Raw genomic sequence first — 19990 nt, forward strand, 5'->3', positions numbered from 1 at the left:
AAGTTTCTGAGGAGATTGAAGATGCGTTGGATGGGATGGTCGTTGCTGTTGCTGCTGGTGTCCAGCGAGGTGTTGGCTCAGGCCTGCGTGGTGCACAGTCAGGGCGAGCGGCTCGACGTGAAAGTCTGCCAGCAGAACCGCAACATCCCGGCAAAACTGTTCAGCGACGGCTTCTGCCAGCCAGCACTGGCCGGACAGAAAGTCGAGGTGCAGTACGTCGATCAATGCCCCAACGGCGCTTTTGGTGTGTGCAGCAACGCACAAGTCGCCAATATGCCCTATCGCCAAGACATCCACTATTACGGCGTCGCCACTGACGCCGCTTATCTAAAGCCTTACTGCGAAGGCCAGAGCCAGGGCACATGGCTCAAGCCATGAGGCGTTAACCAAGCCAGTCGAGGGTCAGAATCAAACGGCGCTCGCCCTGAGCCGGTTGCGGCGAGCGGTGGATCAAGCCAAACCCTTCATTGCCGTGCCATTTTTCACCTTTTAGCAGTGCCACTTCGCCGCTCTTGAGTTGCTGGATCTGTGTGGTGCCCGTCGGCTCGGCGTTGGCCTGACCGAGTTGGCGTCGATCCATGACGCCCTCCTCCAGCCACTCACTGCCAATTCCCGCGCAGGTGGTGATCAAGCGCACCGGCACGTGATCGACGTGGAACCGCGGGCACATGGCTTTATCCAGCACCCGCAGGCGCAAACCGATACGCCGCGCACCGAGCAGGCAAGCGAAGGCACTGACCAGCCATTTCAGATCGGCGATAAAGCCATCGTAGCCTTCCAGATCGCGGAAGCCTGAGGCCAGTCCGCAGAGATCAGGTTCGGCGTCTTCGTCGGCCAGTTCCAGGCATAACGACTCTGCCAAGGGCTCGTTTAGCGAAAGTAATAACCTTGCGAATTCGGCGATGTGCAGCGGCATATGTCGCTGCCAGACGGCGAGGTTGATATCGTCGTCAAGAATTCGGCTCAGCGCTTTGGGAGTAGGGCCCTGATGCTGTGAGCGCGTACGCTCTTGCAGCAGCTTAATCGCAAGCATCAGGCGGCCTCCTCGTGCCACGGACCGAATGGATCCGGCAGCAATCGCCAGCCTTCCGCACCCAGCGCCATTTCATCGTCGGTCAGCAGACACCCATCGAGCTCGCTAGATAGCTGTACGAAATTGATGTTCTGGCCGATAAACACCAGCTCCTGACGGCAATCTCCGACACTCGGCGTCCAGTTTTCCATGATCGCAACGGTACTTTCCTGATCCTGCGGCCATTGGCTTTTCGGCACGAAACGCCACCAGCGCCCGGCAAAACCATGGCGCATCAAGCCACCGGCCTGCGACCAACTGCCGGCATCGTTGGGCTTGCTTGCCAGCCAGAAGAAACCTTTTGAGCGCAGCAGCTTGCCGTTGAGCCATGGACGATCGATGAAGTTGAAAAAGCGTTGCGGATGAAAGGGCCGACGCGCCCGGTAGGCGGTGGAGGCAATCCCGTACTCTTCGGTTTCCGCGACGTGCTCACCGCGCAACTCCTTCAACCAGCCGGGTGCTTGCGCAGCTTTTTCGAAGTCGAAGCGGCCGGTGTTGAGAATCTTCTCCAACGGTACTTCGCCCATCACCATCGGGATGATTTCGGCTTGCGCGTTGAGCCGCTTGAGGATGGCGGTCAATTCCTCGCGCTCGTGCTGGCTGATCAGGTCGATTTTGCTGATCAACAGCACGTCGGCAAACTCGATTTGCTCGATCAGCAAGTCGGTGATCGAGCGCTCGTCCTCGTCACCAAGCGTTTCACCACGAGAGGCAAGACTTTCGGCGGCCTGGTAGTCGAGCAGGAAATTCACGCCGTCGACTACAGTCACCATGGTGTCCAGACGGGCGATGTCGGCGAGGCTTTGGCCTTGCTCATCGCGGAAGGTGAAAGTCTCTGCGACGGGCAATGGCTCGGAGATACCGGTGGATTCGATCAGCAAGTAATCAAACCGCCCTTCTCGCGCGAGTTTGCTGACTTCTTCGAGCAAGTCTTCGCGTAACGTACAGCAGATACAGCCGTTGCTCATTTCCACGAGTTTCTCTTCAGCGCGGTTCAGGCTGACATCGCGCTGAACTTCGCTGCCATCAATGTTGATCTCGCTCATATCATTGACGATGACCGCCACGCGCAAACCCTTGCGATTACGTAGTACGTAATTCAAAAGTGTACTTTTTCCGGCACCAAGAAATCCTGAAAGAACGGTCACAGGCAGTTCGGCTGACATTGGGTAATCCTCTTTAAATGGCAGCCGATAGCGCTTTTGCGTAGCGCGTGACGTTCTGGCTTCACACGGAGCTTCGCAGAAGGTAAACGTTTGAAATCGGCCGAATCAGGCTCAGTTCAAACTGATGTTATAGTATAACAATAGAGAATGGCTAGCCCTGCTCTTTCTCTTATCTACAAACAGACGAAAGCTGCCTTCAAGTTCAGGCTCGGAAAATGTGATGAAAAATGCGCTGAAATGCTTGGCTTTAAGTGCCCTGTTGTTAACTGTAGCCACCGCATGGGGACAAACCTCAGCGCTCGCCTCCTGCACGCGTAGCGCCAATCTGCTGGCCTGCGCGGATGCCGATGGCAACACCTACAGCGTTAACACGGTCGGCAACACGCTTTACCTGCGCGGTTTTGAAAAGAACGGCAAGCGATATTGGGCGCAGACCAATAGTCGGTTTGGGCAAATGACGTTCTTCACTGGCATCGCTTCCGACGGTGAAGCCTGGGTCGGCTATACCCGGCGGGTGGGATGGACCACCATCAATCGATTCTCCAGCTCAGGTGGCAGCAGCGCGAAATTCACCTGTAGCCGATTGTCCGGTTGCTAATCCGCCCAAGTCATCGACATGTCGAGGATACGACCACGATGATGTCTCGCTCGGAATAGGTGATTTTCCCGAGTGTTTCACGTGGAACCCTAGGCGGAATTTGCGCGTACATATGAAAACCTGTTCATGAAAAAGACATCGTGATTCGAATTGTTATAATGTAACATCGAATTTAATCAACACGATGGTCCCGATCATGAATTCGCTGACACTTCCGGATATCGCCGCGCAGGCCGCTCGCCAAGCCTTGCCACTCGAATGGGTGGGCATGCGCGGCATCGCGTTGCCTGTTTTTCTGGACGGCCAACGCCTGAGTGCGAAAGCTGATGCGGGTGTAAGTCTTGATGATGGTGAGGCGCGCGGTATTCATATGTCGCGCTTGTATCTGGCACTCGAAACCCTTGAACAACGCAACATTAGCCCAGCGCTGCTTCACCAGATTCTTGTGCATTTCCTCGATAGCCACGCAGGTTTGTCCAGCAACGCCTATTTGAAAATTCACACGGATTTACTTCTAAGGCGACCCGCATTGATCAGCCCTCTGGCCGGATGGAAATCCTATCCAGTCACCATTTCGGCCAGCCTGAAAAACAGAATGTTCCACGTGGAACTAGAAATTGAAGTGCCTTACTCCTCGACATGTCCGTGCTCGGCAGCGCTTGCGAGACAGCTTATCCAGCAACAATTCATTGATGACTTTGCCAACAAACAACTGAAACACGCCGAAGTTTTAGCGTGGCTGGGCTCACCCCAAGGCATTGTCGCAACGCCCCACAGCCAACGAAGCTTCGCGCAACTACACGTTCATCTCGACGAATTCATCGATGAACTGCCATTGAGCGCGATCATCAACGATGCCGAAGCCGCCCTCGGCACCGCCGTTCAGACTGCGGTCAAACGCGCGGACGAACAAGCCTTCGCCCTCGCCAACGGGCAGAACCTGATGTTCTGTGAAGACGCCGCACGCCGACTGAATCTTGCGCTACGTCGCTCACCTGGAGTCAGCGCATTCCACCTGCGAGTGACCCACGCCGAAAGCCTGCATGCCCACGATGCTGTCGCCGAAAGTCACTGGCACCGGGAGCAGGCATGATCCGTTGCCAAGCCTTGAGTTGGGGCGCACCTGGCCAACCGCTGACTTCGCCCCTGACCCTCGAATTCGAAAGCGGCAGCCTGACGGCAATCATCGGCGCCAATGGCTGTGGCAAAAGCAGCCTGCTGAAAGTCATCGCCGGGCTGCAAAGGCCTTTGGCAGGCAAGGTCTCGTTAAGTGTTCCACGGCAAAGCGGAATCTCCTTCCTCCCCCAACAACAGCACCTCGATCGCCAGTTCCCGATCAGCCTCGAAGAGCTGGTGGCCGCCGGTTTCTGGGGACGTCGATTGTCCACACAACTGCGTGCACAGCGCCTCGCTGCAGCCTTGGAAAACTGGCACCTGAACGGACTTGATCAACGCCCCTTGATGGCCTTGTCCGGCGGCGAATTACAACGCGCGTTGCTCGCTCGATTGAGTCTGACCGACGCTCCTGTTTTGCTACTCGACGAACCGCACGCTGCACTCGATGAATTGGGCCAACAGTTGCTCTGGCAACACATCCACGCCTGGCACGCCGAAGGTCGAACATTGATCGTGGTGTGCCACGACCTCTACGCCGTTCGCCAACACATTCCAAAAACGCTGCTGATAAAAAACAGCGCCTGCGTATTCGGCACAAGCGAAGAACTCATCCAGCAGTCACCGCATACGCAGGTGGCCTGATGCTCACCGTCGCACACTTCTTTCAGCCGTTTAGCGAGTTCGTGTTCATGCGCCGCGCCCTGCTCGGTGGTTTGGTGCTGGCCTGCAGCACCGCTCCCCTCGGCGTGTTTTTGATCTTGCGGCGTATGAGTCTGATTGGCGACGCCGTTGCCCACGGCATCCTGCCCGGTGCCGCATTGGGCTTCTGGTTCGCCGGCCTCAGTCTGCCTGCGCTCACCATCGGGGGTCTCGGCGCGGGCCTGAGCATGGCCGGACTCGCCGCATGGATCACTCGCAAAACGGGTTTGCGAGAGGACGCCAGCCTCGCCGCGATCTATCCAATATCGCTGGCAGGCGGTGTGCTGATTCTTGGCATCGCCGGCAAACGCCTCGACCTTTTGCACCTGCTCTTCGGGTCGGCATTAGCGGTCGACGGACCGACCCTCAACGGCATGCTGTGGGTATCGAGCTTCAGCCTGATTGCCATGGCACTCATCTATAAATCGTTACTGCTCGACACCCTCGACCCATTGTTCCTGAGAACCGTCAGCCGACTTGGCCCACTCGCCCATGGTGTGTTCCTGACCCTGGTGGTGCTGAATCTGGTGATCGGATTTCAGGCGATTGGCGCACTGATGGTCGTTGGACTGATGATGCTGCCCGCCGCCAGCTCGCGATTCTGGAGTCGCCGCCTGCCGATCCTGATTGCTATAGCCGCCCTCCTCGGCTGCCTGTCGGTGTGGCTCGGATTGCTGCTGTCGTTCTACTTCTCGCTGCCCAGCGGGCCGGCCATCGTGCTGGTCGCGGGGGCCGGATATTTGCTCTCCGTGGTGTTCGGACCGGTTCACGGTTTGCTGCGCCGCCCACCGTTGCTTACATCCCAATGAGGTGTTTCCCGATGCGCGTTCTATTAGTGCTGTTCAGCCTGATGCTGTCGATGTCATTGTCGGCGGCTGAAAAATTGCCGGTGGTGACCAGCTTCAGCATCCTCGCCGACATGGTTCATCAGGTCGGTGGCGAGCATATCCAGATCACCAACATGGTCGGCCCGGACGCTGACGCGCACACCTATGAGCCGACCCCGGACGATGCCAAAGCACTGCTCAAAGCCAAACTGATCATCAAGAACGGTTTGGGTTTCGAACCGTGGCTGGATCGATTGGTCACCAGCACCGAAACCAAAGCCACGGTAGTCAATGCCAGTCACGGAGTGATCCCGCGCTCGCTGGATGAGGACGGTGAAACCGTTCCCGATCCGCACGCCTGGCACAATCTGGCCAACGCCGAGTTGTACGTCGCCAACATCACCAAAGCGCTGGTCGCCGCCGACCCGACGAACAAGGCCGACTACGAGCGCAACAGCCAAACCTACCTGAAACAGATCTACGCCCTGCTCGCCGAAGCCAAGGCCAAACTCGGTTCCCTGCCAGCGGGCAATCGCAAAATCGTCACCAGCCATGATGCCTTCGGTTACCTGGGCCAGGCGTACAGCATCGACTTCATGGCCCCACAAGGATTGTCCACCGAGCGTGACCCCTCGGCCGCCGAAGTCGCGGCGCTGATTACCCAGATCCGCCAGGCGAAAGTCAAAGCGGTGTTCATGGAAAACATCAAGGACGCGCGATTGCTCAAGCAGATTGCCGATGAAAGCGGCGCGCACATTGGCGGCACGCTCTACTCGGACGCCCTCGCCGCCAGGGGCCCGGCCAGCACCTTTATCGGGCTGTTCGAATACAACCTCAACACCCTTTACAAAGCGCTGAGCCAACCATGATCCGCAAGAATCCTTCAGGCGATCTGCCACAGATCGCCGAGTCAGCCTACGTCGATAAAACCGCGATCATTTGCGGCAAGGTGGTGATTGGTGAAAACGTGTTCGTCGGCCCCTACGCCGTCATTCGCGCCGACGAAGTGGATGCTTCAGGCGAGATGGAGCCGATCACCATCGGCGCCAATTCGAACATCCAGGACGGTGTGGTGATCCACTCCAAATCCGGCGCGGCGGTGACCATCGGCGAGTTCACCTCCATCGCCCATCGTTCGATCGTGCATGGTCCGTGCGTGGTCGGCGACCGGGTGTTCATTGGCTTCAACAGCGTGCTGTTCAATTGCGTGGTTGGCGACGGCTGCGTGGTGCGGCACAACTCGGTGGTCGACGGACGCGATTTGCCGGACGCCTTCTACGTGCCCTCCACCACCCGCATCGGCCCGAACACCGACCTCTCGCAATTCCCCCCGGTGAGTGTCAGCGCTTCGGAGTTTTCCGAAGACGTGGCGCGCACCAACGTTGATTTGGTGCGCGGTTACAAAGCCTTGCAGAACGAGTTTTAGACCATGAGCAGTGTGCTGATTCGCAATGCAAGAATGATCAACGAAGGACGTGAGTTCGATGGGGATCTATTGGTCAGCAACGGTCGTATCGTCAAGATTGCGCGCAGCATCGAAGGTGAAAATGCGAGCGTCGAAATCGACGCGGCCGGTCAGTGGTTGTTGCCGGGGATGATCGATGACCAGGTGCATTTCCGCGAACCCGGTGCGCCGGCCAAGGGCAGCATCCACACCGAATCTCGCGCGGCGGTTGCGGGAGGCATTACCAGTTTCATGGACATGCCCAACACCAGCCCCGCCACCCTCAGCCTCGAAGCGCTGGCGGATAAAAAACGCCGGGCGGCGCTCAGCTCTGTGGCCAATTACGGCTTTCACTTTGGTGTCAGCCAGGACAACCTCGACACCGTCGCCGCGCTTAATCCCTGCGAAGTGGCCGGCGTCAAAGTGTTCATGGGCGCCTCCACCGGCAACATGCTGGTGGATGATCCGAAGATTCTTGAACGGTTGTTTGCCGAAGTGCCGACGATCTTGCTGGCTCACTGCGAGCACACGCCAAGCATCAACGCGAATGCGGCCAACCTGAGCGATCTGTTTGGTGAGCATCCGCCGCCCGCCGCCCATGCGCTGATTCGCAATGCCGAGACTTGCTATCGCTCGTCTTCGTTGGCGGTGGAACTGGCCAAGCGTCACGGCACACGACTGCACGTTCTACACCTCACCACCGCTCGTGAACTGGAGTTGTTCGAAGACAAACCACTGGCGCAAAAACGCATCACGGCAGAGGTCTGCCTGCATCACTTGCTGTTTGATGATCGCGACTATCCCGCGCTCGGCAACCTGATCAAATGCAATCCGGCGATCAAGACTCAGGCCGACCGCGATGCCTTGCGCGAAGCGTTGAACTCCAATCGACTGGACGTCATCGGCAGCGATCACGCGCCGCATACCTGGGCGGAAAAGCAAAGACCTTACACTGAAGCACCTTCGGGTTTACCGCTGGTGCAGCATGCATTGCCGGCGTTGCTGGAACTGGTGGCGGACGGCGTACTGTCAATCAGCACTCTGGTGGCGAAGACCAGTCATCGCGTGGCGGATCTGTTTGCGATTCCGGATCGAGGCTATTTGCGTGAAGGGTACTGGGCGGATCTGGTGTTGGTTGAGCGGCGGACTTTCGAGGTGTCTCGGCAACCGATTCTGTCGCAGTGCGGGTGGACGCCGTTTGCCGGGAGAAGCTTTCGACATCGGGTCAGTACGACGCTGGTGTCAGGTCAGATCGCCTGGTGCGATGGTCGGGTGAATGAAGGCTGTCGCGGTTTGCCGTTGCGGTTTATGCGCTGAGTGATCTTCGCCAGCCATCACACCTAGTCCCCTGTAGGAGCATTCGAGTGAAACGAGGCTGCGATCTTTTGACCCTGGCTTTCAAAAGCAAAGTCTAAAGATCGCAGCGTGCCGCCGCTCCTGCATTAATACCGCGCAATGCCGGTAACGCAGCTTTTAGGCACGAGGTTTCACGGCGCCGCAATCCTGACCCAGCCACACGGCGCGGGTTTCCAGGCTGCCCTTCTGGTTGATGCCGATGGCATTGAACGTGCCGTTGGCGACGGTGTTGAATTCCCGATCACTGAGGAATGTCGCCACACCGGTACCCTGTGCTTTAGGGCAGCTGAAACGGAATTTCCACTGGTTGCCGTTGCGTTCGGTGATCTGCTGTTTGCAGCCCGATTGCGGGTCGGCCAGCGGAATATCATTGGTCGCCACTTGCTCAGGCGTCAGGCACGCGCGGATGCCCTTGCCGCCGATATTGATGCCGTTTTTCTCCAGCGCCGCCCGCTGCTGCGGGGTCATCTGGCCTTGCAACTGGCCGAGGATTGATTGCACGTCCATCGGCTGATCATCGACTTTGACGTTACTCGACGTCATTTCCCACAGCCCCGGCTGCAGCATCTGCGCCTGAGCACCCACCGGCAATGCCAAACCCAGGCCCAGCGCCAAACCCAGCAGACGAATGTTCATCGAAAAACTCCTGATCAGTAGTGGCCGTTAGACGTCGGCCAATTGCTTCGGTTCATGCACCAATTAAATAGCGACATTCGCGGCGGAACATGGTCTGTTAAGCATTGAATCTTCCGGAGCAAGGCTGCCCCATGGATTATTTTGGACCGCATATTTTCGGTTATCTGATCGCCCTGATACACACCCTCGGCTTGATCGCCGCCGTTCACGCGGTGCTCACCGTGCGCACGGCTCAAGGCTCGATCGCCTGGGCATTGTCGCTGATCTTCATTCCCTACCTCACGCTTATTCCGTACCTGGTGTTCGGTCGCAGCACCTTCGATGGCTACATCAAGGCGCGGCGCCAGGCTAACGAACAGATGCGCCAGGCCATCTCCGAATTGAACTGGCGGCCGTGGGTGGAAGAAGCCCTGACCGCGCGCGCTTCGAACGCCTACGCATCATTGCGCGCCATGCCGAAACTGGGGCGAATGCCGTGTCTGGCCAATAACGAAGTGCAGTTGCTGGTCAACGGCAAAGCGACGTTCGAGGCGATTTTCCAAGCCATCGACACGGCGAAGGAAGCTGTGCTGATCCAGTTCTTCATCATCCACGATGATCGGCTCGGTCAACGCCTGCGTGATCTGTTGCTGAAAAAGGCCGGCGAAGGCGTGGCGATTCATCTGCTCTACGACCGCATCGGCAGTCACGCGTTACCCCACGACTATGTTCAGGCATTGCGCGATGGCGGCGTCGAGGTGAAAGCGTTCGCCAACCGCAGCGGCTGGCTGAATCGCTTTCAGGTCAACTTCCGTAACCACCGCAAAATCGTGGTGGTCGACGGGGTGATCGGATTTGTCGGCGGGCACAACGTCGGCGATGAGTACATGGGAGAAAAACCGCCGCTGGCACCGTGGCGTGACACTCATGTAATGGTGCGCGGTCCGGTGGTCGCGTGCATGCAGGAATCCTTCGCCGAAGACTGGTTCTGGGTGGCGCGCACACTGCCACCGCTGATTCTGCCCGACGAGTACCCGGAAGACGGCGTTCTTTGCCAATTGCTTGCCAGTGGCCCGGCAGATGCCTACGAAACCTGTTCGCTGTTTTTCGTCGAAGCTATCCACGCCGCGACGCAACGGGTGTGGATCACCAGCCCCTACTTCATTCCCGATGAGGCCGTGTTCGCTGCATTACGCCTGGCGGTGTTGCGCGGTGTCGACGTGCGTTTACTGCTGCCTTCGCGCCCCGATCACCGCATCGTCTACGCGGCGTCCAGCCTGTACGCCTTCGAAGCTGTGCGCGCCGGTGTTCGGGTGTTCCGTTACGAACCCGGATTCCTGCATCAGAAAGTGGTGTTGATCGACAGCGAGATCAGCGCCATTGGCAGCGCCAATTTGGATAACCGCTCGTTCCGCTTGAACTTCGAAGTGATGCTGCTGACGGTCGACAGCGACTTCTCCGCCAACGTGGAACAGATGCTGATCGAGGATTTCGAGCAATCTTACGAGATCGCCAAAGAAGAAAGCCGGGAGATCCACCGCCTGCAACAAGTCGGCATGCGGATCGCCCGGCTTATTTCGCCGATTCTCTGACATTCCCCTGCCCTGTGCGGAGGGCAAGGGGATACAGGAAATCACGGGTGGTAGATGTCGTCGCGAGTCCACGGCAATTCATGGCTGCCATCGGCGTGCGCTTTTACCGCGAGGATCTGGTGCAGATTGATCCAGCCGCGCGCGAAGGCGTAAGCACAACCGGCCAGGTACAACCGCCAGATGCGCAGCGCCTGCTCCGGCACTAGCTTCGCTGCGGTTTCGAGGTTGTCTTCCAGACGCTCGCTCCAGTGGTCGAGGGTACGTGCGTAGTGCAGGCGCAGACTTTCGACGTCGACAATTTCCAGCCCGGCTTCACTGATCTCGGCAGAGATCATCGACAGATGCGGCAACTCGCCATTGGGGAATACGTATTTTTCGATGAACTCGCCGGCACCACGTCCTACCGGGCGGCCATCGGTGTGCTTGGCCGTGATGCCATGGTTCATCACCAGCCCCCCCTCCTTCACCGCACCGAACAGCGTTTTGCAGTACTCGGCCAGGTTGGCGTGACCGACGTGCTCGAACATGCCGACACTGACCACTTTGTCGAAGCGACCGTCCTGGGGCAGATCACGGTAGTCCAGCAGTTGCAGTTCGATCTGGTCTTGCAGACCTTCTTCTTTGACACGTTCGCGGGCCAGTTCCAGCTGTTCCTTGCTCAGGGTGATGCCGAACACTTTCGCGCCGAATTCCCGCGCGGCGTACCGCGCCAATCCACCCCAGCCACAGCCGACGTCCAGCAGATAGTCGCCCGGCTGCAAACGCAGCTTGCGGCACAGATGACGGAATTTGGCTTGTTGCGCCTGTTCCAGGGTTTCACTGCCGGTTTCGAAATACGCGCAGGAATACGCCATGTCGCTGTCCAGCCACAGCTGGTAGAACGCATTGGACAGGTCGTAATGGTAGGAAATGGCTTTGGCGTCGGTTTCCTTGTCATGCACCGAACGCACGGGATGACTGTCGTCGTCTGCACCGAGCAACGCATTGCTCAATTCGTCGCAGAGCCGGATGACCTCGCTGATCGAGCCCTCCAGTTCAAGCTTGCCTTCGACGAACGCCGCCCCTAGCGCATCCAGACTTGGATGGGTGAACTGGGTGACCATCTGGGGATCCTTGACCACGATGGTGACGCTGGGCGTTGGGCCCAGATTGAATTCATGGCCGTCCCAGAGTCGCAGGCGAAGCGGTAGCTGCAGATTCTGTAAGGCCGGTGGAAGTTGCGCGAGCATGGAAAATCCCCCCTTGTTTCAGACGTCTGATCTGAGGGTAGACCATCCTTGAAAAATAGCAGGCTATCGATTTGATTGGCCGAATCTACCGTTCCAGACGCTCCAACAGGCCATCCTGCACCCACTGTTTCAGCCAGGTGACGGCTTGAAGTGCAGCGCCCTCACCATAAATGACTGCCAACGCCGCACACAGTTCGGCGAAACTCCAGCCTTCGTTGAGCAGCCCGTTCAGGGCCGAGGCTTCGGCAGCTTCCAGACTGCGGTAATGACAGATCAGATCATTACGCCAGATCAGGCAGAGCTGAGGGGCAGCAAGCGCCATGCTTGCGGGGAATTCGCTTTCTTCCTTCACCGAGCGCCACAGCGAGAGACTGTTGAATTTGCACTCCAGCCTTTGCAGCGACGGTGTGGGTTTGAACTGCAACCCGGGCCAATCTTGCGGAGCAAGCGACGCCATCGTTTCGAGGGTTAACGGCGAACCTGCGGGCGTATCAAAGGCCAGCGTGAACGCCCATTCCAGCGCAGCCAATTCGGCCAGTGGTGCGCCCTGCTCCGGCACCAGGTACTCACAGACAAAACTGGCGAACCCTTTGCCCAACCAGCGCAGGCTGTAGTGTGCCGACGGGCATTGGCGGATATACGCGGTAGCCAGCAGGTCGAATTCTTCGTCGCCCATCCAGTGCCAGATCGTCGGGTAATCCGTGCGCAACACTTCCAGTAAACGCGCCTTGTAGGCGTTGTGATAAATCGCCAGACCGGTGTCGATATCCAGCGTCGGGCCGCCGATCAGGCTCTTTCCCAATGCCAGGTTGGCCGTCGCTGCGTCATCCAGCAGAAACGACTCGAATGCCAACTGCCATTCCCTCAGGCGCATTGCTGCCTCCCGGCCAAGACATGGCTACCGAGCTCGCGAGCCTTTTGCAATTCATCGAGCATCTCTTCAAACGGCGGAAAGTGATCGTCACGTTCCAGCAATGTCGACACCGGCCCGAAGTGTTCAAGTGTGCGCTGATACAGCGCCCAGACCGGGTCACTCACCGGATGATCGTGGGTGTCGATCACGTAGTCGCCGTAATCGCTATGCCCTGCCAAGTGCAACTGGCGCACTTTGTTCTTGGGCAGGCTTTCAATAAAGCTCCACGGATCGAAGCCGTGATTGCGCGAACTGACGTAGACATTGTTAACGTCCAGCAGCAACTCGCAGCCGCTCACCCGGCTCAGTGCGGCGAGAAATTCCCACTCGGTGAAATCATCCGAGGCGGCGCGCACATAGCTGGAGACATTCTCCAGCACCAATGGACGCTGCAACACATCTTGAACCTGAGCCACTCGGCCAGCGATGTATTCGAGGCTCTCAGCGGTGTACGGCAACGGCAGCAGATCATGCAACTGGTGAGCGTTGCCGCGGCTCCAGCAAAGATGGTCGGAGATCCACGCCGGTTTGAGCCGATCGGCCAATTGCTTGAGTTGTTTGAGATAGTCCGGGTCGAGGGCATGCGGCCCGCCGATGGACAGGGAGACGCCATGCATCACCAGCGGATAGCGCTCGGCGATGGCGTCCAGGTAATACAGAGCCTTGCCGCCCTGCACCATGAAATTTTCCGAGACCACTTCGAACCAGTCGACGTCGGGCGACTGTTCAAGGATCTGCTGGTAGTAAGCGCTGCGCAATCCCAGGCCGTAGCCGAGGAAAGGAAGTGAGGCAGACATGTGCGGGCTCCTGATAAAAGTGGCCGCAGTGGCGCTTACCACTGCGGCGGCACTTACCGGTCAGTTATTCGCCGACCTTGCCACCTGCTTTATCGCAAGCCGCTTGAGTCATCGATTTGAAGCCCTGGCCTTTGCAAGCGCCCATGCCTTTGCAAGCGTGGTCTTGGGTTTTGCAATCGTTCTGGCCTTTGCAGGCGGTCACGCCGTAACAGTGCACGTTGGCCTCGCTGGCTACCGCATTGGTGGCTACACCGGCAAACAGGGTAGCGGCAGCCAAAGCGAGAGCGGCACCAGCAGCAGCGGTCTTGATCGTCATTTTTCTTATCCTCGGTAAGCATCAGGGATGTCGGCTGGAAGGTTGTTCAGTCCCGACACAGCACTAGAGAACGCTGCCCTGATGGCGTTACAGCGGGGCGAAAAATAATTTCAGATTTCTTCCTTGAGCTTGAGCGGCGGCTCTTGAAAGCGCAGCAATCGCCCGGCATTGCCCAACACCAGTAACGTGCTGAAGTTGTGCAGCAACGCAGCGATCATCGCCCCGGCGGCTCCGAGCCAGCCGAACGCTGCGAACACGACAATGGCCAGCGTCCAGCCCAGCCCGATGATCACGTTGACCTGCAAGGTTCGTCGGCATTGGCGACTGAGCCGCACACAAGTGCCGAGCCGACGCAGATCGCTGCCGATCAGCACGATATCGGCCGAAGCCAAGGCGATGTCTGCCCCGCCCGCGCCCATCGCCACACCGACCACGCCAGCCTTGAGCGCCAGCGAATCGTTGATGCCGTCGCCCACCACCATCGGCCGGAAACCGTCGTTGATTTCTTTCAGCACACGATTGAGTTTGTCCTCGGGCAACGCCTGGGCTTCGACTTCCTTCAGACCGACTTCGCGAGCCAGTGTCCGGGCCACGCTTTGCCGATCGCCGGTCAGCAACAGTTGCCGCCCAAGGCCCAACTCACGCAGTTCACTGAGGGCAAATCGGGCTTCCGGTTTGACACTGTCAGCCAACAGCAGCCAGGCGAGAAACTCACCGTTCAACGCCAGGCCGGCAATCGGTCCATCGTGTTCAGGGACGGTCGTCGTAGTGATGCCCAGTTGTGCGAACAACTCCGGACGGCCAAGCGCCGCTTCGCCCTGCCCGGTCATGGCGACTACGCCGAGGCCCTGCCGTTCGTGAATATCGGACAGAGGCAAACAGTCGTCCTGACTGACCAACCCCGCCAGCGCACGACTGACCGGATGACTGCTCGCCGCGCCCAGACTGGCGGCGAGCGCCATGACCGTCGACTGATCCGCGTACGAGCTGTTGATCGACTGCAAGCGCAAGGTGCCGTAAGTCAGGGTGCCGGTCTTGTCGACGACCAGCGAGGTGAGATCGGCCAGCTCTTCGAGGAACGCCGAGCTGCGGATCAGAATCCCGTGCCGCGCCGCCACCGCCACGCCGGCAATCGCCGTGGCCGGTGCCGACAACACCAAGGCGCAAGGACATGCGGCGACCAACACCGCGAGCATCGCTTGCGCATCATTGGTGATGAACCAGGTGACGGCCGCCAACAGCAACACCAGCACCATGTAACTACCGGCATAGCGCTCAAGCAACCGGGTGATCGGTGGTTTCGAACGCTCGGCGTTTTGCATCAGCGCGATGACTTTGCCCAACGTCGACTCGTCGCCGGTGCGGGTCACTTCGATGCGCAACAAACCGTCGAGATTGATCGCCCCGCCAAACACCGTCATGCCGACGCTTGCTTCCACCGGTACCGATTCACCGGTAATCGACGCGGTGTCGAGACTGGCCTGGCCGGACAAAACGCGACCGTCCGCCGGCACTCGATCACCCGCGCGGACCTCGACGGTGTCACCGGATTTGAGCGTGCCGTTGTCGACTTCAACGATCGAGCCGTCAGCCTGAATCTTGCGTGCATGACTGCGGGTCAATTGACCGAGTGCGTGAATCGCTTCCTGCGAGCCAATGACGCTGCGTTCCTCCAGCACATGGCCGAAGATCATGATGATCGGCAGCAACGCGGCGGTCAGCAGATCGCCAGTCGCCCACGCCCCGAGCATCGCCAGGGCAATCAATTGGTCGGTGATGCCATGCAGACTTGGATAACGCGGGCTGAACCACGCCGAACGCATCACCGGAACGGCGACCAATAAAGAAGCAACACCCAGCAGTAACTGACTGACACCGGTTTGTTCCGGCAGCAGCCAACGCCAGATCAGACCGAGGCCGAGCAAACCAAGCGCGAGCATGGCCAACGTCAGTTGACCCGCGGCGCGACGTTGTTCGGCTGAGGACAAAAGGCCCGGTGCAGCGGTGGTCTCGCTCATTGACTGGCTCCCTGAATGATCAGGCGGGAATCGTCTTTCGGATCGACCGTAGTCACTGATCCGGCCTGGCCAAGAATTTTCGGCATGCGCTCGCGATACAGGCGCAGGAACATTTGCGGGTCAGTGCCATTCAATTGGGCCTTGGCCAGACTCGACACCGTAGCGGTGTCAGCAGACGCTTTGGCCAGGCGCTCACCCGCCTGAGCGTGAGCGACTTGCAGCGTACGATCGGCTTGTTCGTTGGCGGACTGGGTGAGTTTCTCGGCATCAGTGCGAGCGTTGGCCACGGCTTTGTCGGCTTGTTGGCTGGCGGTCAGCACCGCGTTGAACGCGCTGACGGCGAGACTGGGCAGACTGGACTGCACATCAACCCGTGCCACCTCGATGCCTATGCCCTGCCCGCTGGTTTTCAGTTCAGCCAGGCGTTGGTTGATGCCTCGGACCAGATCACCGCGCAAGCGCTCGCGACGTTCGGCAGCCTGATTATCGGCACCGATCAATTCCGGTCGGGCCACCAGAATGGTGTCCAGATCCCGCGCGGCGGTCAGTGCCACGGCGCTGCGAGTGACCAGCCGATCAAGCGCTGGCAGCACATGATCACCCTGCAGCACGAAGTCATAGGGATCGGTCACTTTGTAAAACACTCGCACATCCAGTTGCACGACGCCGGCGTCACCGGTCAATAAATAACCAGATCCAGCCAGTGCATCACTGAGCGGCGTGGCAAACGTGGCGACCCGATCAGCCTTCAAGGCCTCATCGTTGCGCAGCAGATTTTCCACGCGACGCTCTATCACTCGATCTGCCGCTGGCAGCAAAACCACCTGCTCGAATGGCTGCGGCCAAGCCAACAGCAAACCGGCATTCTGGATGCGATCCAGCGCACCAAAGTGCAAAACCACGGCGCGATTCTGCGGATCAATCTGCCGGACATTCGAGAATGCCCACGCCACCGCGGCCAGCACGGTCACGGCGTAGAGGGCAAAAAACGCCAAACGTCCGGCCTGAATCCACGGACTGTTCAGCGAATATGTTCCACGTGGAACTTCTTCACTCATGGTTGCGATCCGGTTTTGCTGTCGAGATTCGGCGGGCCGTCGACCAGCACACGGAATGGCGCGGCATCGGTGCGCAGAATCAGCTTGGTGTCTGGCGTGACGATGGTGCCGAGGGTGTCCAGCGAACGCAGCAAGTTATACAACTGCGGTGAACTGGCGTAGGCGCGACCGTAGATCTGCGCGGCCTCGACGCGAGATTGAGCTTCGATATCCGCGGCTTTCACCGTGGCATCTGCTTGAACAATCCGCGCATCACGCTCGGCGGCAGAGCGAATTTGCGCGGCTTCGCGCTTGCCGATGGCGGTGCGTTCGGTGGCAATTGTTTCACGCTCGGCGCGCATCCGATCGACCGTGGCGGTGAGTGTCACTGACGGCAAGGTCAACCGCTCGATACCCACCTGCACCACTCGCACGCCGTAAGTCGCGAGGAGTTGCTGATCGATTTGCTGACGCAGCTGTGCCTCGAATTCGGCGATGTGTACCTGACTCGCATCGGTGTTAACCAGATTCGCCAGATCAAAACTGCTGGCGGTGGTTTCCAGTGCCGAGCCTACAAACGTGCGAATCTGCCGTGCTGCTTCGTCCGGCTGGTTCTGCACGGCGCGCATGAAGCGCTGCACATTGTCCGGATCGCCCTGCACCTGCCACGCCACATAAGCCTGGACGATGATGCGCAAACCATCCCGGGTACCAACATCCTGCAAACCGCTGGAGGTGGTACGCAAGCGCAGATCCACCGGGATCGCTGCTTCGAACGGCGCGGGCCAGCGCCAGCTCAAACCGGGATCGAGCAACACCCGCGACGGATTACCGAACCGGGTAATGACCGTGGCTTCGCCGGAGCGCACTTGCACCAGGCTCGCCGCGGCGATGGCGAACGCCACCAGCAATGCCGCCCAACCCATGCGCCGCCATGGAAAAGGCCCCGCCTCTTCCGGCGCGCCGTGGTGATGATGGTGATGTCCGCCGTGGCCATGGCCGTGATCGTGGCCGCCGTGGTCATGATGATCGTGAGTGTGCGACTGGCTCAATGGGCGACTCCTGGTTGAGCGGTAGAACGTGCGGGCGTCGGATCGACCGGCAGCGTGAACGTACGCAGATCGATAGTCGGCGCGTTATTGCTACCGCCCAGTCGATGGTCGAGTACCAGCAATTTGGCTTTGCTCAGGCCTTGGCTGAGCTGACTGAGGTATTGCTCAAGGACGAACGCCTGACCCGCGCTGGCGTAGGCTTTTTGTTCAGCACTGAATTTCAGGTCCGCAGCCTGCGCGGCGGCGCTGATTTCACGCGCGTTGGCGCTGGCCTGATCGCGAGCGAGGCTGGCCTGCAATTGCGCCTGATTACTCGCTTGCGCTGCGGCGCCACGTTCGCGGGAGATCAACGCCTGCGCCCCGATCTGCGCCGCTTGCACGCCGTGATAGGCATTGGCTGCTCCGGCCGGCGGATGAATCGCCTCAACGACCGTGGCGAGAATTTCCACGCCGCTGTCGAGTTGTTGCAGATCGCTTTGCACCGCTCGGCCGATTTCTTCACCCAGCCCTACCCTGTCCGCACCGAGCAAGCCGTCGAGGGTGCGCGAGGCAAAATCGTGGACCAGAATTCGGCTGGCGGTGCTGCGGATCAGCGTCGGCACATCGGCGCTGTTGTAGGTAGCCGCCAGCGCTGCCTGGTCGGTGAGGCCGATGCGATAGACGAAACGCACATCCATGTTGACGATTTGAAAGCTCTGCTGCGCGCCACGGCTGCTGGCGATGACTTGAGATTTATCATTTACATGGCTGGCGTCCCACAAGCGGTTGGCTGTGGACGGCGCCGGGCCTTCAGCGGGAACAGCTTGAACCGGCGCCGGATTTTCGCCAACGCTGGTCGCGAGTTCATGCACCACGCCGTTTTCAACGCTCAATACCCGGCCCAGTGGCCACGGCAATCCTGCGTGCAAACCAGGGCCGAACACTTGCACCGGTTTGCCAAAACGTTCGTAGATGCCCCGACCTTGCAAGGGGATCTCATGCAGCCCGGTCATCAACCAGCCGATTGCCAAGACCAACGCCAGCACCGGCAAAAACGCCCGGCGCATGTAGCTGAACGCCCAGATCTGGCGCAGATCAATGCCAAAGCGATTGTGTAACTCGTGCTGTAGCGCCTGCAAAGGCTGGGGCGGCCAGCGCAGCATGTCGGCGACAAAACTGCGCGCGAGCAGCGTCGGTTCAAGCTGTTCACGTTGAGGGCTGAACACCAACAGAACGGCGCGCAATAGCAGCTCGATCGCAACCAAACCCGGCAAGATCCCGATCAGTACCGCCAGACGAACCGGCCAAACGGAAGTTTCTGCGGCGAACAACAAACACAAAGCGCCCAATACCAGACTGATGATCGCTACACGCGTCAGTTGGGCCAGCGAACTCGCTTCAGGCCATTGCGCAGGGTTTTCCTGAGCCAGTTGCCGCTCCAGCACCAATAAGCCAAACGCCAATAACAACGCCAAAGCGGCGCCGACTGTGGCCGGGACACCGACAGCCGCGGGCGGCAATGTCAGGTTCCAAACCTGCTCGATGCTGAGCACAATCAGCAACGCCCAACCGCCCAGCCACAACGTCGCTGCGCCGATCAGTCCAAGCAGATGCACGCTGCGCCGGCTCAAGCGATCGAGCAGGCGTTCATACCAGCCATCCGCCGCGGGCTGCTCATCAACAGTCAATGGCATGGCTGACAGTGGATTCATCACCCGTGCACGCCACTGCGTCACCCACCAGGCCGATTGCAGCCCGGCAACCACCACCAGCAATGCCGCGCTCTGGTTGATCAGCAGCGGCAGCCACAACGACTGCGGTGCAAATAACCCGACAAAAAATGCCAGCACCCACCCCGCCCCGGCCAGCCCACCAAGGCCGATCGCCAAACGACGCAACCTTCGGCCCTGCGCGGCCGCCTGCTGAAAGCGCGGCAGTCCGGTCACTTGCGTGCCTTCAACCTCCAGATCGACTTGCATATCACCCCAAAGCCATCGGCTCACTGCTCATATCGTTACGATATAACGAAAACCGTGAAATATTTGTGCACAAATTGCGCTTATCTAAAGATGCCTGACCTGTCGCCTGCCTGAAGCCTTGACCGAAATGTCTGCAAGCGCACATATTACGTTCGTAATTTTGTGCGATGACTACTTTTAACGAT

At 59.1% G+C, this 19990-nt stretch carries 20 protein-coding genes; 9 read left to right on the top strand and 11 right to left on the bottom strand.

Annotated elements, in window-relative coordinates:
- Positions 1-21: 21 nt before the first annotated feature.
- A complete protein-coding gene (locus ICA15_RS13240; protein WP_210553304.1) occupies positions 22-378 on the top strand; it encodes an NADH:ubiquinone oxidoreductase in 357 nt (118 codons plus the stop codon).
- A gap of 4 nt (positions 379-382) precedes the next feature.
- Here ICA15_RS13240 and ICA15_RS13245 read toward each other — a convergent pair whose 3' ends face one another.
- Both ICA15_RS13245 and zigA read right to left on the bottom strand, forming a co-directional pair.
- Positions 383-1033 carry a DUF1826 domain-containing protein gene (locus tag ICA15_RS13245; protein ID WP_210553303.1) on the bottom strand — a complete coding sequence of 217 codons (651 nt, stop codon included), beginning with the start codon at positions 1031-1033 and terminating at the stop codon, positions 383-385.
- Entirely contained in the window at positions 1033-2238 is a 1206-nt protein-coding gene (zigA, locus tag ICA15_RS13250) for a zinc metallochaperone GTPase ZigA (RefSeq protein WP_210553302.1), read from the bottom strand. The genes ICA15_RS13245 and zigA overlap by 1 nt, the downstream gene beginning before the upstream one ends.
- Positions 2239-2458: 220 nt before the next feature.
- On the opposite strand from zigA, the gene ICA15_RS13255 reads away from it, so the two are divergent.
- The 7 genes from ICA15_RS13255 (at position 2459) to ICA15_RS13285 (ending at position 8239) form a co-directional block, all read left to right on the top strand.
- On the top strand, positions 2459-2836 hold the full coding sequence (locus ICA15_RS13255) for a glutamine synthetase (RefSeq protein WP_210553301.1): 378 nt from the start codon (positions 2459-2461) through the stop codon (positions 2834-2836).
- A 196-nt stretch (positions 2837-3032) separates the two neighbouring features.
- Positions 3033-3929, top strand: coding sequence for a GTP cyclohydrolase FolE2 (folE2, locus tag ICA15_RS13260; RefSeq protein ID WP_210553300.1), 897 nt, complete (start codon positions 3033-3035; stop codon positions 3927-3929).
- A complete protein-coding gene (locus ICA15_RS13265; protein ID WP_150616933.1) occupies positions 3926-4594 on the top strand; it encodes a metal ABC transporter ATP-binding protein in 669 nt (222 codons plus the stop codon). The genes folE2 and ICA15_RS13265 overlap by 4 nt, the downstream gene beginning before the upstream one ends.
- Positions 4594-5460: a metal ABC transporter permease gene (locus ICA15_RS13270; RefSeq protein WP_210553299.1), complete on the top strand. Its 867-nt coding sequence runs from the start codon at positions 4594-4596 to the stop codon at positions 5458-5460. The genes ICA15_RS13265 and ICA15_RS13270 overlap by 1 nt, the downstream gene beginning before the upstream one ends.
- 11 nt (positions 5461-5471) lie before the next feature.
- The gene (locus ICA15_RS13275; protein ID WP_210553298.1) at positions 5472-6347 is read left to right on the top strand and encodes a metal ABC transporter substrate-binding protein; all 876 of its coding nucleotides are present in this window, start codon (positions 5472-5474) and stop codon (positions 6345-6347) included.
- Positions 6344-6904 carry a DapH/DapD/GlmU-related protein gene (locus ICA15_RS13280; protein WP_150616936.1) on the top strand — a complete coding sequence of 187 codons (561 nt, stop codon included), beginning with the start codon at positions 6344-6346 and terminating at the stop codon, positions 6902-6904. Before ICA15_RS13275 ends, ICA15_RS13280 begins: the two co-directional genes overlap by 4 nt.
- 3 nt (positions 6905-6907) lie before the next feature.
- Entirely contained in the window at positions 6908-8239 is a 1332-nt protein-coding gene (locus ICA15_RS13285) for a dihydroorotase (RefSeq protein WP_210553297.1), read from the top strand.
- Positions 8240-8395: 156 nt separating this feature from the next.
- Here the strand turns inward: ICA15_RS13285 and ICA15_RS13290 are convergent, their stop codons facing one another.
- Positions 8396-8914, bottom strand: coding sequence for a DUF3617 domain-containing protein (locus ICA15_RS13290; protein WP_210553296.1), 519 nt, complete (start codon positions 8912-8914; stop codon positions 8396-8398).
- Positions 8915-9045: 131 nt separating this feature from the next.
- On the opposite strand from ICA15_RS13290, the gene cls reads away from it, so the two are divergent.
- The gene (gene cls, locus ICA15_RS13295; protein ID WP_210553295.1) at positions 9046-10485 is read left to right on the top strand and encodes a cardiolipin synthase; all 1440 of its coding nucleotides are present in this window, start codon (positions 9046-9048) and stop codon (positions 10483-10485) included.
- 41 nt (positions 10486-10526) lie between these two features.
- Here cls and cfaB read toward each other — a convergent pair whose 3' ends face one another.
- From cfaB to hflK (ICA15_RS13335), 8 genes are all read right to left on the bottom strand, one after another.
- Entirely contained in the window at positions 10527-11714 is a 1188-nt protein-coding gene (gene cfaB, locus ICA15_RS13300) for a C17 cyclopropane fatty acid synthase CfaB (protein WP_150603626.1), read from the bottom strand.
- Positions 11715-11799: 85 nt separating this feature from the next.
- Positions 11800-12588, bottom strand: a complete 789-nt coding sequence (locus ICA15_RS13305; RefSeq protein WP_210553294.1) for a DNA-binding domain-containing protein — start codon at positions 12586-12588, stop codon at positions 11800-11802.
- Positions 12579-13424: a DUF692 domain-containing protein gene (locus ICA15_RS13310; protein ID WP_210553293.1), complete on the bottom strand. Its 846-nt coding sequence runs from the start codon at positions 13422-13424 to the stop codon at positions 12579-12581. Before ICA15_RS13310 ends, ICA15_RS13305 begins: the two co-directional genes overlap by 10 nt.
- A gap of 64 nt (positions 13425-13488) precedes the next feature.
- Entirely contained in the window at positions 13489-13740 is a 252-nt protein-coding gene (locus tag ICA15_RS13315; protein ID WP_150603629.1) for a hypothetical protein, read from the bottom strand.
- A gap of 110 nt (positions 13741-13850) precedes the next feature.
- Complete coding sequence (locus ICA15_RS13320; RefSeq protein ID WP_210553292.1) at positions 13851-15758, bottom strand: cation-translocating P-type ATPase; 1908 nt, start codon at positions 15756-15758, stop codon at positions 13851-13853.
- Positions 15755-16816, bottom strand: coding sequence for a protease modulator HflK (gene hflK, locus ICA15_RS13325; protein WP_150616943.1), 1062 nt, complete (start codon positions 16814-16816; stop codon positions 15755-15757). Before hflK (ICA15_RS13325) ends, ICA15_RS13320 begins: the two co-directional genes overlap by 4 nt.
- Complete coding sequence (gene hflC / locus ICA15_RS13330; RefSeq protein ID WP_210553291.1) at positions 16813-17847, bottom strand: protease modulator HflC; 1035 nt, start codon at positions 17845-17847, stop codon at positions 16813-16815. The genes hflK (ICA15_RS13325) and hflC overlap by 4 nt, the downstream gene beginning before the upstream one ends.
- Positions 17844-19805: a protease modulator HflK gene (hflK, locus tag ICA15_RS13335; RefSeq protein ID WP_210553565.1), complete on the bottom strand. Its 1962-nt coding sequence runs from the start codon at positions 19803-19805 to the stop codon at positions 17844-17846. The genes hflC and hflK (ICA15_RS13335) overlap by 4 nt, the downstream gene beginning before the upstream one ends.
- Between the last annotated feature and the right edge of the window lie 185 nt (positions 19806-19990).

Source organism: Pseudomonas sp. P116 (assembly GCF_020149425.1).
Lineage (GTDB): Bacteria > Pseudomonadota > Gammaproteobacteria > Pseudomonadales > Pseudomonadaceae > Aquipseudomonas > Aquipseudomonas anatoliensis.